Raw genomic sequence first — 13601 nt, forward strand, 5'->3', positions numbered from 1 at the left:
GGGGATGGCACTCATCCGGCCCTCCTCCCATAGCGACGCTTTTTCGGGGTGAGGGCAGATGCTGGGAGAGGGTGACAAAACGAAACACCTGATTCGCCCGCCTCTTTTGCGATGGCGGCATCAGGTGTTTCGGCTGCGTCGGGAGGTTGTTCGCCGTCGACGGGCGTGCGAGAATCGCTGATTCAAGCATGTCGTGCGGGGATCTCCTGGCGGGCAGTCGTTGCGGTTTGGGGGCCATTTCCTGAGACCGCAGGGCTCAATGGAGCGGAATGATGCTGCGATTGCCGTTCGGGCGGTGGGCGAAGAGGGGGCAGGTACGGACGGGGTGGGGCTTGCAGCATTGGCGATCTGGGACTTCGGTCCAAGTCTGCGTGCTGGAAGATCGGACCTTGCTCGCGGCACCCGCGCTGGTGAAAGACATCGAGCCGGGTCAATACGATCCGGAGAGCGATCCGCAGTCGTTTACCGTGGTTGGCGACCGGGTCTTCTTCGTCTCGCAGTCGCCGTTGAAGAATCCGGATCCCACTGAGCCGACGGAAATCCAGGATCAATATCGACTTTGCGTCACCGACGGCACGGCCGAGGGAACCTATGTCGTCGCGGCGAACCTCGCCTCGAGTCCCATGTACTCCTTGACGAATGTCAACGGCAAGGTGTTCTTCATCGCATCACAATTTGGCGCGGGGCGCGAACTGTGGGTGTCAGACGGCACGACTGAAGGAACGCGGTTCGTCAAAGACATTCGCAGCTACGAGGAGTACAGCGGCGGTCCTTCGCAGATCGAGCGGCTCACCGCAGTGGGAGACACGCTGTACTTTTTTGCCAACGACGGCATCCACGGAAAGGAGCTGTGGAAAAGCGACGGCACCACGGCCGGGACGGTCATGGTGAAGGATATCCGGCCGGGAGACGCCAGTTCGAACGCGCAGAAAATGTTCGCGGTGGGTGACAGGCTTCTCTTTCAGATGTTTGATTCTTCCGTGGGCAGCGAACTCTGGGTGAGCGACGGCACCGAGGCCGGCACTCACCTTCTCAAAGACATCTTGGCCGGGTCGCAGAGCACTGTCATCGGCGACTTCGCCGTTCTGGATGGCGACGCCTATTTCGTCGCGACGGACGGTGTGAACTCCCGCCGCCTGTGGAAGACAGATGGGACAACGGACGGAACCGTCCTGGCCGCAGGTCCGGATGCCGGCGGGACGTTCGGTTCGCCGGTTGAGGTCGAGGCGGGGGACGGCTTTCTGTTCGTGACGCGTCAGAATGGCAGCGTCATCGAGTTGTGGAGGACGGACGGAACCGTTGGTGGAAGCGTCCAGCTGACGGATGGCACGACGGTCTCCTCGCCTGCCAACCTGCAGTTTGCGCTGGGCAAGCTTTACTTCAACGCGACTCAATCGACGACCGGCCGTGAGGTGTGGACTTCCGATGGCACTGTCGATGGAACGCAGATCCTGTTCGACGTTGCGCCGGGGCTCGCGTCCTCCGGCGGCTTTTCATGGCTGGTTGCCGCCAGCGATCGCGTCTATTTCCAGGCGACGGACCTCGTTCATGGCCGAGAGCGCTGGGTGACTGACGGAACGTCGGCGGGGACTCATCTCGTGGACGACTCACGGCCCGGGCCCGACGATTCGCGAGATTCGATCGGAGCTCCGGTTGGGTCGCGCATGGTCTACGCCCATGAGCAATCCCTGTATCACTACGAACTGTGGGTCACGGACGGGACGGCTTCTGAAACGAAGCTGTTGAAAGACATGACTCCGGTCGCCGGCAATTCGTCCTCTCCTGTCGATCTCGTCAATGCGAACGGAACGTTGTTCTTTCTGGCGAGCGCGAATGGCGTGAACGGCGTGCTCTGGAAGAGCGATGGGACGGAGGCAGGGACTGTTCCGCTGACCACTCTGCCTGGCCTTGCGCCGGTTCAGGCCTACTACGGTCTCGTGGCCGTCGGAGGGACTGTTTTCTTCACCGGGATGGGAGCGGCGGGAGAGGAGCTGTGGAAGAGCGACGGAACAGTTGCCGGCACTGTCATGGTGAAAGACATCGCCAAAAACGGAGGCGATTCCAGTCCGCTGAATCTCATGACGGCTGGCGGAATTCTTTATTTCCTTGCATCGGACGGACGCGGGAGGCCGCGGGTGATGTGGAAGAGCGACGGAACCGAGGCCGGAACAGTTCCGGTGACGGCGTCCGACGGGTCTTCGATGTACCTGGGCTCAGAGACCGCCGCATTGAACGGCCGGCTGTACTTTCTGGGTTCTCACCCGGCGACGGGCGATAACGACCTGTGGAGCATCGGCGCGGGCGACGCGCACGCCACGCTCTTCAGAGATTTCGATTCTGGCCCGACCGGAATCACGCTACGAGATCTGTATGTCCTGAACGACTCGCTTTATTTCCGAGCTCACGACTCGGCTTACAACTGGTCTCTGTGGAAATCGGATGGGACGGGGGCCGGCACGGTCGAGATTTTGCCGGGCCTGATCCCGGCTGGCTGGAGCGGATACGTCATTGGGGACCGAGACGGTGAGTTACTGGTCGCGGCCAGCAAACTCGAACAACTGGAACCCTCCGTGATCATTGGGACGCTGTGGACTTCCGACGGAACGACTGCCGGGTCGCAGATCCTCAAAACATTCACCTGGGACTCGCTTTACTACACGGCGGAACGATTCACACCGGCGCATGGGGGGCGGTACTTCTTTTCAAATAACACTCCGACAGACGGCCCCGAACTCTGGATGACCGATGGCACCTCCGAGGGGACGAGGCTCGTTCGCGATCTTCATCCGGGACCGGACGGCTCATATCCGCACGGGCTGAAGATGATCCATGGCGTGCTCTATTTTGTGGCGAATGACAGCTACACGGACGGTTTCGAGCTGTGGAAGTCGGATGGAACGGCAGCGGGCACTGTGCAGGTGGCGGACCTCAATCTGGATGGCTCGGCCGGTCCCGGGTCTCTGACGCTGATCGGAACCAAGCTCTTTTTCGTCGCGGCGACTCCTGACGCCGGAGTCGAGTTGTGGTCGCTGGAGACCAACTCGGCGCCCACAGGCGTCTCGCTGCCGCCAGCAATGATTGCCGAGAACCTGCCCGGAGGAACGATCGTCGGTCAGCTCACTCCGATTGATGGTGAGCCTGTTGACGACTTTACGTTCGAATTCGTCGCCGGGACCGGAGACGCCGACAATTCGCTGTTTTCGATCGTCGATGGCATGCTGGTCACGACGACGGCGCTGGACTATGAGGTGAAGCAGACGTATTCGGTTCGAGTCCGCGTGACTGATGGCGGAGGCCTGACGGCGGATCAGGTGCTGTCCATTGGCGTTTTGGACGTCGACGAGTTCGAGGTCTCCGCTCCTGCTGACGTCGATGGAGCGGTCAATGCGGTCGCTGAAAGTGCCGCGGCGGGAGTTGCTGTCGGGATCACGGCATTCGCTGTGGATGCGGATGGATCGAACAATGCGGTCACCTATTCGTTGACGGACAACGCCGGCGGGCGGTTTGCGATTGATGGGGTGACCGGCGTTGTCACGGTTGCGGATGGTTCGCTTCTGGACTACGAGGCGGCTCTTTCGCACTCGATTACCGTCCAGTCGACCAGCAGCGATGGCTCTTCGAGCGTGCAGTCGTTCACGATCCAGGTGGGAGATGTGAACGAGGTTCCCTCGCTGGCACTCACGAGCGTCGTCACATCGTTCAACGAGAATACGCAGTCGCCACTCATTCTGGCGGAAGTCAACATCCTGGATGACGCGCTGGGGACGAACGTGCTGCGGCTGGAAGGGCCGGACGCGTCGTTCTTCTTCCTGGAAGGCAAGCGCCTGCGGCTGAGGACGACCGGACTGTACGATTTCGAGGTCAAGCCGGCGTATCACGTGACGATCGTGGTCGACGACCCGGGGCTTGGCGGGGGCGTTGACGCCTCGATCGATTACACGCTGTCGATCAACGATGTCAACGAGCCACCGATCTGGTGGAGCCGCTCAGGCTATGTCTGGCTGCCGGAGAACGTGGCGGTTCCATCGCGAGTGGGAACATTCGTCTATAAGGATGACGCCCTGGGATCGAATGTCGTGGCGCTGGGCGGTCCCGATGCCGCGTTCTTCGAACTGATCGGCAACGAAGTGTGGTTCCGTTCGACGACGGTCGTCGACTTCGAAACCAAGGCTCGATACGAGATCGTCCTGACCGTCGATGACCCTTCGCTGGGATCCGGCCCGGACAGCACGTCGGTCTATGCCTTCGACATCAGGGACGTGGACGAGTTCAATGTCGGGCCGGTGATGGATCGGAATTCGGCGCCGGACAGCGTGGCGGAGAACGCTCCCAACGGGACGCCGGTGGGAATTACGGCGTTTGCGAGCGATGCGGATGGGACGAACAGCGCGATTACCTACTCGTTGTGGGACACGCGGGGCGGGCGGTTTGCCATTGATCCGGTGACGGGGGTGGTGACCGTGGGGAACGGGGCGCTGCTGGACCGGGAGGTGGCGGCGTCGTGGCCCATTACGGTGCTGGCGACGAGCGAGGATGGCTCGGTGAGCGTCAAGACGTTCACGATTGCGATCGCGGATGTGGATGAGTTCAACGTCAGCCAGCTGCTGGACCTCAATCCGGCGCCCGAGCGAGTGCTGGAGAACGCCGCCAGCGGGACGCCGGTGGGGATCACGGGCTTCGGGATCGACCTGGACGCGACGAACAGCGGCGTGACCTATTCGCTGTTCGATACGCGGGGCGGGCGGTTCGCGATTGATGCGGCGACGGGGGTGGTGACGGTGGGGAACGGGGCGCTCCTGAACCGGGAGGTGACACCGTCGTGGCCGATTACCGTCCTGGCGACCAGTCAGGATGGTTCGGTGAGCCTGAAGACGTTCACGATCGAACTGCAGGACGTGGACGAGTTCGACGTGGGGGCCGTGTTCGACATGGACCCGGCAGTCAACAGCGTGGCTGAGAATGCCGCGAACGGGACGGCCGTGGGGATCACGGGATTCGCCGTGGACCAGGATGCCACGACCAGCGCGGTGGCTTATTCGCTGAGCGACACCGCGGGGGGGCGGTTCACGATCCATCCGTTGACGGGAGTGGTGAGCGTGGCGAATGGCGCGCTTCTGGACCGGGAGGCGGCCAGTTCGTGGAACATCACCGTGCGGGCCCTGAGTGTGGATGGTTCGAGCAGCAGCAAAGTGTTCACTCTCGCGCTGAATGATGTGGACGATCTGGATGTGGGGCCAATCACGGATCTGAACGCCGGGACCAACTCAATACCCGAGAATTCGCCGGCCGGCACGCTGGTGGGGGTGACAGCGTGGGCCGTGGATGGGGACGTGAGCAACAACAGTGTGAGCTACAGCCTGACGGAGTCGGCCGGGGGGCGGTTTGCGATCGATCCGGTCACAGGCGTGGTGAGCGTGGCGGCCGGGGCGGCGCTCGATTTCGAGGCGCAGGCGTTGCACGAGATCACGGTGCGGGCGACGGGGAGCGACGGCTCGACGTCGTCGCAGTCGTACACGATCGCCGTGAACAACGTGTTCGATGAGCCGCGGATCACACTTTCGAGCTCTGACGTTCCCGAGAACCTGCCCGCGGGGACGGTGGTGGGGAGCCTGGGAACGGCCGATCTGGACGTGACGGCCCCGGTCTACACGCTGGTGTCGGGAACGGGAGCGACGGACAACGGGAAGTTCCAGATCAGCGGGAACGAACTGCGGACGCGATCGCGTTTTAACTTCGAGGGGAAGTCGAGCTTTTCGATCCGGGTGCAGATGCGGGACGTGGGGGGACGCACGCTGACGCAGGTGCTCGTGATTGGCGTGACGAACGTGAACGAGGGGCCGACCGGCCTGACACTGTCGAGTTCGACAATCGCGGAGAACAACGCTGTGGGCGCGGCGGTGGGGACGCTGGCGGCGGTCGATCCCGATGAGGGGGATTCGTTCAACTACACGCTCGTTCCGGGGAGCGGCTCTGCGGACAACGGGCGGTTCTCGATTGACGGAGACACCCTGCGGGGGGGCGAATCGTTCGATTATGAACGGCAGCGGTCGTATTCGATCCGGGTCCGCGTGACGGACGCGGCCGGGGAGAGTTATGAGAAGGTGCTGACCATTCGTGTGAAGAACGGGCCGGGATGACAGGCGGTGGGCGAGGCCCCTCATCCGACCTTCGGCCACCTGCTCCCTTCGGTGGGGGTGATTTAGGGTGGAGGGGGAGTTGTGAGTCGAAGGGTCTGGGGGCGGGGAGAAGGGCCGGGGAGATGCCTTCTCTTTGCTTTCATTTTTCCAGGAAGACGCAGAGGACCTGGGCGGGCTTTTTGTGGGGGTTGTGGAGGCGGTGGGGGGTATCGGCCTCGAAGTAGAGGGCGTCTCCATCGGTGAGCTGGTAGGAATCTTTGCCGTATTCGAGCGTCACCTTTCCGTCCAGGACGATCAGGAATTCTTCCCCCTCGTGCGGGCGGGAGATATCGCGTCCACCTCCGGCGGGGACTTCGAGGACGAACGGGTTCATCTGGCGATTCGCGCGGCCGCGGATCAGGCTGTGGTAGACGATGTTGGAGTTCTGCGGATCGCGCTCGATGACGCGGCGGTCCTTTCTGCGGGTGAGGACAATCTGGGGCCGGGCATCGAGGCCTTCGAGGAGTTTTGAGAGCGGGATGCGGAGCGCTTCCGCGACTCGGGCGAGAGCGGGAAGCGAGGGGGTGATGCGGAAGTTCTCGACTTTCGAGAGCCAGCTGCGCGTCTGGCCGGCGGCGGCGGCCGTTTCTTCGAGACTCAGGCCGAGATCGAGACGGCGCTGCTTGATGCGCTGGGAGAGTTCGACGAGGTTCATGGCGGGCGGTTGAGAAGCGGGCGTGGTTGGTGGCAGGGGAGACGTGATGGGCCTACGCGGGAAATTCCTCCCCTGCTGCGCGTTTCCTAATAGTCCCAATTGTTGCTTGACGGGAAACGTGTGTCCAATTAGGTTCGACCGGGTCGTCACGTTGCTTTGAGTGACGGCGTGCCGCGGCCGAGGACATCATGACATCAAACACGGATACGCCAATCAGCGGGATTGCCCGCCGTGAGTTTCTGGCGGGGGCAGTGGCCCTGGGGGCGGGCGCGCTGGTGGAGTCGGTTCCGGCGCAGTCGGGCGAGAAGACGCCGCTGTTGGGGCCGATCCTGGGGCATGCGGACGCGGAGTCCGCGATGGTGTGGATGCGTGCGCAGTCGGCCGGCGAGTATACGCTGGAGGTGTTTCCGGAGTCGGGCGGGCCGGCGCAGCGGATGAAGGGGGAGGCCCGTGATGACGGCGACCTGTGTCTTCAATGGCGAGTGACGGGTTTGAAGCCGGGATCGCGGTTTCGTTACCGGATCGTGCAGGGCGAGAGGGTGATCGCGGGGGATGAACGGCAGGTTCTGTCGACGGCCCCGAAGCCGGGGGCGCCTTCGAAAGTGCGGCTGGCAATCAGTTCGTGTGCCAAGGAAGACGCCGGCAGCCGCGATGTGTGGAACGGCATGGCCGGGGAGGATGTGGAGGCGGTGGTGTTGATCGGGGACACGCCGTATATCGACAGCACGGAACTGGCAACGCAGACCAGTCGTCACCGGGAGTTCGCGGCGGTTCCGGAATACCAGGCGCTGTTGCGTTCGCGGCCGTGCTGGTGGACGTGGGACGATCACGATTTCGCGGGGAATGATTCGTCCGGGATCGCGTCGGGCAAGGAGAATTCGCGGCTGGTGGTGACGCGGTATCGTCCGCAGAAGGAGTATGGCGACGGTGAAGGGGGCATCTATACGAGCTTCCGTCGCGGGCCGGTGGAGGTGTTTCTGCTCGACACCCGCTGGTATTCGATGACCGAGCCGTCGTTTGCCGCGCCGCACAAGCCGACTCTCCTGGGGGCGAAGCAGTGGGAATGGCTCAAACAGGGGCTGCTGGCCTCGACGGCGCCGTTCAAGCTGCTGGCCTGCGGAGTGATCTGGGACGACAAGGAGAACTCGGAGTCGGATGACTGGGGGACCTACAAGCACGAGCTAACGGCGATCCAGAAGTTCATCGGCGCGAACAAGATTGCGGGCGTCGTGCTGGTGGGAGGGGACATCCATGCGAGCCGGGTGCTGCGCTACAAGACGGAGAAGACCGTCGGTTACGAACTGGTGCAGTTCATCGCATCCCCCATTCATGGCAGCACGATTCCGTCTCTCAACGTGTATCACCCTGACCTCGTCCGGAGCGCCGTGGAGCCGCATGTGTTTCTGCGGGTTGATGCGGACGACCGTGTGACGCCGGCCAGGCTGGATGCGTCGCTCATCAATCGGAAGGGGGAGACGGTGTTCAGCTATCACGTGACGGCGGATGACCTGCGACCGAAAGCGTGAGGATGTTCGGGGGCGTCTCCTGCGGGGGACGCGTTCTACGAATGCCGACCGGCGGCGAGCGCCGTCCGCTCACTCAAGCCAAACGGTTTGAACTTTAAGACACCTTTTTGACGTAAATGCCCATGTTCTCTGTCAACCAACGCACGTATCGTCCCTCCGCTCGTCCGGTCGCCGTGATCTGTCTGGACGGCTCGGCCGATGAATACCTGGACTGCGCCCTGGCCCGCGGGTTCATGCCGAACCTGGGGCGGATGAGCGTCGAGGGCTGGCGCGGATTCGCGCGGGCGGCGATGCCGACGTTCACCAACGTGAACAACAGCAGCATCGTCACGGGGACGCCGCCGAGCGTGCACGGGATTGGCGGGAACTTCTTCTTCGACACGGCGAGTGGTGAAGAAGTGATGATGAACTCCGCGAAGTTCCTTCGCGTCCAGACGATCTTTCCCCATGCCCAGCGTGCGGGACGGAAGGTGGCGGTCGTCACGGCGAAGGAGAAGCTGCGGGATATCTTCGCGGACGGTCTGATCAGTGAAGGGGGGATCGCCTTCTCGGCCGAGAAGGCGGGGCAGGCCGTGATCGAGACGCACGGGATTGGCGATGTCGAGGCGCTGGCCGGTCCCACGCCGGCGATCTACAGCGGCGATGCCAGCGTGTATGTGCTGCGGGCCGGTGTGGCCCTTCTGAAAGCCGGGCGGGCCGATTTTCTGTACCTGAGCACGACGGACTACATGCAGCACAAGTACGCTCCGGAAGCTCCCGAAGTGCTGAAGTTCTACGGCGAACTGGATGCCGAGATCGGAAAGCTGCTGGACGCGGGAGCGATTGTGGGGGTGACCGCGGACCACGGCATGAATGCGAAGCAGCTTCCGGATGGTTCGCCGAAAGTGATCTATCTCGAAAGCGAACTGGTGGAACAGTTCGGCCCGGGGTTCCGGGTGATCCTGCCGATCACCGACCCGTATGTGGCGCATCACGGGGCGCTGGGGTCGTTTGCCCAGGTGCATCTGCCGCCGGGGATGGCGGCGGGGGGCGTCCGCGACTGGCTGCTGCAGCGGCCGGGCGTCACGGAATGCCACGATCGGAAGACTGCGGCGCGGCTGATGGAGCTGCCGGAAGACCGGATGGGGGACCTGGTGGTGGCGTCGGCGCGGGACGTCGTGCTGGGGCGGACGCCGGAATATCACGATCTCAAGGCGCTGGCGGGCGCGCTCAGGAGCCACGGCGGGCGTTACGAGGAGATGGTGCCGCTGGTGTTCAGCGAGCCGCTCAACGCCGAGTACGCAGCCCGGGTGCTGGGGGACGTTCGGAACTTCGACGTCTTCGAAATCACCTGCAACGGGACGCACTGATCGCATGTCTTCCAAAGAGCATCACAGTCCGGAATTTCTGCGCGCCCGGCGGCGGTCGCTCGGGGCGGTGATGTTCTGTTACCTCTTTTACTACACGGGCCGGCAGACGTTCGGGTTCGCGATTCCAGGGATCCAGGCGGAACTGGGAATCGACAAGCAGACGCTGGGGTGGATCAGCGCCGCGATGCTGTGGAGCTATGCGGCCGGGCAGATGATCAACGGCAATCTGGGGGACCGTTTTGGCGGTCGGCGGATGATGTGCCTGGGAGCGGTGGCGTCGTTCATTCTCAACTGGCTGACGAGCTTCGGCAGCGGAACCCGGTCGCTGGCGACCGCGTGGGGGCTGAATGGACTGGCGCAAAGCATGGGCTGGGCGCCGGGAAGCCGGCTGGTTTCCAACTGGTTCACCGCGGGAGAGCGCGGGCGTGCGTTCGGGATGTACGTCTTCGCGGCGGGACTGTCGTCGGTCCTTTCGTATGTGACGTCGCTGGTGGTGCTGGATGTACTCCACCTGGACTGGCGGTGGATCTTCCGGCTGCCGGTGCTGCTGATGTTGCTGGGGGGCTTTGTGGTGTGGCTCGTTGCGCGCGATCGCCCGAGCGATCTGGGGTTTGCCGATCTCCAGGACGACGCAGGCGGTACCGAGGAGGGCCCGATCGAGCACGAGACGGCGTGGCAGCGTTACGCACTGGCGCTGTCGAACGGGCGGCTGCTGCTCGCGGGGCTCGCCATCGGGTTTCAGAACACGGTTCGCTACGGCCTGTTGATCTGGGTGCCGGTGTACTTTCTGGGGAAGGACTTCAAGGACGATCCGGTCGGCAAGTGGATCAGCATTGCGCTGCCGATCGGGATGGCGCTCGGTGCGGTGACGAGCGGATGGATTTCCGACCGGCTGTGCGGGTCGCGTCGGAGCGGCGTGATTTCGTCGTTCATGTTGCTGGCCGCGGCGTCGGCGATGTTGATGTACTGGTTGCCGGCGGGAAGCCGATTCGGGGTGCCTGTCCTGTTCCTGGCGGGATTCTTCGCGTATGGACCGCAGTCGGCGTTCTGGGCACTGGCGCCGGACCTCCTGGGACGAGCGCGCGCGGGGACGGCCGTCGGGGTGATGAACTTTTTCGCTTATGCGATGGCGGGGCTTGGCGAGCCGTTGATCGGGTGGATGGTCCAGCACAATCCGTTTGCCACGACGCCCGGCGTGGAGAATGTCGCCCTCGTCTTTCCGATCGTCGCTGCGGCTGCCGGCTGCAGCGCTGCACTTGCCCTGTTGATCCGCCGATGAAGACTGCCCGCATTCAGTTGTTTCGAGGTCCCGGCCGACCGTTCGAACTGAGCACCGCACCGCTGCCGGAGACCCTCAACGCCGGCGACGTGCTGGTGCGGATTTCTCTGGCCACGATCTGCGGATCGGACCTGCATACGACGGAGGGGCGTCGTTCGGCTCCGTTACCGTGCGTCCTGGGACATGAAGCGGTGGGGCATGTGGTCGCGAGCGCCCGCGAGGGGGTGTCTGCCGGCCAACGCGTGACTTGGACACTGGCCGACTCGTGCGGAGAGTGTGCGCCGTGCACGCGCTGGAGCCTGCCTCAGAAGTGCGAGCATCTGTTCAAGTATGGCCATGCGGCGCTCGACGATGGAACGGGCCTGAACGGCTGCTATGCCGATCACATCGTGCTGAGGCGGGGGACGCAGGTGATGTCGGTTCCGGAGATTCTGTCGGACGCCGTTGCCGCGCCTGCGAACTGCGCGCTGGCGACGATTGTGAACGCACTGGAGGCGCTGCCTGACGCGTGTGACCGCGCCCTGGTGCAGGGGGCGGGGCTCCTGGGGATTTATGCCTGTGCCTGGCTGAAGCATCGCGGCGTGCGCGAGGTGTACTGCACCGATGTGAGTCCGGAGAGGCTGGCGGTCGCAGCGCAGTTTGGTGGAATCCCCGTTGCGGCGGGGGACACGCCGCCGCAGGTGGATCTCGTCCTGGAGGTGACCGGCGTTTCGGCAGTCGTGCCGGCCGGCGTTGCCGCGCTGCGCCCCGGGGGACATTACGTCTGGGCCGGGATGGTGCATCCCCAGACGCAGCTTGAGCTGACGGGGGAAGCCGTTCTGCGGAAGTGTCTGACGGTGCGCGGCGTCCATAATTATGCGCCGCGACACCTGTCCCTGGGGCTCGAATTCCTTGCCCAGAATCTGCACCTCCCGTTCGAACACCTCACGAGTGCGCCCCTGCCGCTTGAGCGTCTCGACGAAGGCTTCGAACTCACGCGCAGCCGCCGGTGGCAGCGCGTCGCCATTCAACCCTGAACCTTTCGATTCCATGCTTTCGCTCCCGAGTTACATCGCCGGCGCCGCTGTTGTCACCGATCGCTGGATCGACGTCTTCAATCCGTGGAACGGGGAGGCCGTCGGCCGGGTGGCGGCAATCGGGAACGATCAGCTGCATGCGGCGATCGAGGCCCATCGTGCGGCCCACGAGCCGCTGACCCGCTACGAACGCGGCCGCATCCTGAACGAGGTGCGCGGGCTTCTGGAGGCCCGTCGTGAGGAACTGGCCCGGCTGATCACTTCCGAATCGGGGCTGTGCCTGCGCGAGACGCGGTACGAGGTGGGCCGGGCATGCGACGTGTTCGCGTTCGCAGCGATGGAGGCACTGCGCGACGATGGGCAGACGTTCTCCTGCGATATCTCGCCGACGGGCAAGGCGCGGAAGATTTTCACGCTGCGGGAGCCCCTGTCGCTCGTCGCCGCCATTACGCCGTTCAACCATCCGCTGAACCAGGTGGCTCACAAGCTGGCGCCGGCGGTGGCGGCGGGCGCGCCGGTCATTCTGAAGCCTTCGGAGAAGACTCCGCTGTCGGCGGTCCGGCTTGTCGAGCTGCTGTACGAGGCGGGATTGCCAGGGTGGATGCTTAGCTGCATCCACGGTGATCTTGATGTGGTGACGCGGCCGATGATCCGCGACGAACGGGTCGATCTCGTGACGTTCACCGGCAGCGCCAGGGTGGGGAAGGAGATTGCGTCGACGGCGGGTTACAAGAAGACCTGCCTCGAACTGGGCGGACATTCGCCGCTGATCGTGCTGGACGACGCCGACCTCGATCTCGCCGCCAGGCTGGCTTGTGAAGGCTGTTTCCGGAACAGCGGGCAGCGCTGCACGGCGGTCCGGCGCGTGATGGTGCAGGAGGGGGTTGTCGAAGAGTTCACGAAGCGTTTCCTGGCGCTGGCGAAGACCTACCTCTGCGGCGATCCGACGAGCGAGGCGGTGCTGGTGGGGACGGTGATCGACGAGGCGGCCGCGGTGGGGCTCGAGCAGGCGGTGCAGGACGCGGTGAATCGGGGCGCGAAACTTCTGCTGGGCGGACAACGCCGTGGCGCCCAACTGCAGCCGACGGTGCTCGCCGACGTTCCTCGCGATTCGACTTTGGGGACCTGCGAATGCTTTGGTCCGATCGCGCCGATCTTCGCGGTGCGCGATCTCGATGACGCCATCGAGTATTCCAATGCGACGCCGTACGGGCTGTCGAGCGGAATCGTCACCCGGAACCTGGACCTGGCGATTCGGGCCGTGAAAGGGATCAAGGCGGGGACGGTGAACGTGAATGAGATTCCGGGTTACCGGCTGGAACTGAGCCCGTTCGGCGGCGTCAAGGACAGCGGACTGGGGATCAAAGAAGGGGTCATCGAGGCGATGAAGTTCATGACGACGGTGAAGACGTTTTCACTGCCGTGGTAGGGTGGCAGGAAGGGGGAGATTTCAGGAGGCTCTCCCCTGGAATCGATCCCCCCGGAACGCAGCCCGGGGGCGTTGATCGCAAACGCCAGGGATTCCGGGATCGCGTACGGGCTCGTTCACAGTGAGGGGGCGACCCTTGACGCCTGCCTGTCGTGGCCGCGTGGCGTCTCT

Annotated in this window: 7 protein-coding genes; 6 read left to right on the plus strand and 1 reads right to left on the minus strand. The window is 63.8% G+C overall.

Features of this window, described 5'->3' with window-relative positions; translation table 11 throughout:
- Window positions 1-389 precede the first annotated feature (389 nt).
- On the plus strand, window positions 390-6137 hold the full coding sequence (locus Pan44_RS24575) for an ELWxxDGT repeat protein (protein ID WP_197453625.1): 5748 nt from the start codon (window positions 390-392) through the stop codon (window positions 6135-6137).
- Between the two features lie 139 nt (window positions 6138-6276).
- On the opposite strand, the gene Pan44_RS24580 is transcribed toward Pan44_RS24575, so the two are convergent.
- Window positions 6277-6831, minus strand: a complete 555-nt coding sequence (locus Pan44_RS24580) for a cupin domain-containing protein (protein WP_145034390.1) — start codon at window positions 6829-6831, stop codon at window positions 6277-6279.
- 188 nt (window positions 6832-7019) lie between these two features.
- On the opposite strand from Pan44_RS24580, the gene Pan44_RS24585 reads away from it, so the two are divergent.
- The 5 genes from Pan44_RS24585 to Pan44_RS24605 all read left to right on the plus strand — a co-directional run bounded on the left by Pan44_RS24585 (window position 7020) and on the right by Pan44_RS24605 (window position 13430).
- Complete coding sequence (locus Pan44_RS24585) at window positions 7020-8357, plus strand: alkaline phosphatase D family protein (protein WP_145034391.1); 1338 nt, start codon at window positions 7020-7022, stop codon at window positions 8355-8357.
- Between the two features lie 122 nt (window positions 8358-8479).
- On the plus strand, window positions 8480-9706 hold the full coding sequence (gene phnA, locus Pan44_RS24590; protein ID WP_145034392.1) for a phosphonoacetate hydrolase: 1227 nt from the start codon (window positions 8480-8482) through the stop codon (window positions 9704-9706).
- A gap of 4 nt (window positions 9707-9710) precedes the next feature.
- On the plus strand, window positions 9711-10985 hold the full coding sequence (locus Pan44_RS24595; RefSeq protein WP_145034393.1) for an MFS transporter: 1275 nt from the start codon (window positions 9711-9713) through the stop codon (window positions 10983-10985).
- Window positions 10982-12001: a zinc-binding dehydrogenase gene (locus Pan44_RS24600; RefSeq protein ID WP_145034394.1), complete on the plus strand. Its 1020-nt coding sequence runs from the start codon at window positions 10982-10984 to the stop codon at window positions 11999-12001. The genes Pan44_RS24595 and Pan44_RS24600 overlap by 4 nt, the downstream gene beginning before the upstream one ends.
- Before the next feature lie 13 nt (window positions 12002-12014).
- Complete coding sequence (locus Pan44_RS24605) at window positions 12015-13430, plus strand: aldehyde dehydrogenase family protein (RefSeq protein WP_145034395.1); 1416 nt, start codon at window positions 12015-12017, stop codon at window positions 13428-13430.
- Window positions 13431-13601 lie beyond the last annotated feature (171 nt).

The organism is Caulifigura coniformis (assembly GCF_007745175.1).
Taxonomy (GTDB): Bacteria; Planctomycetota; Planctomycetia; order Planctomycetales; family Planctomycetaceae; genus Caulifigura; species Caulifigura coniformis.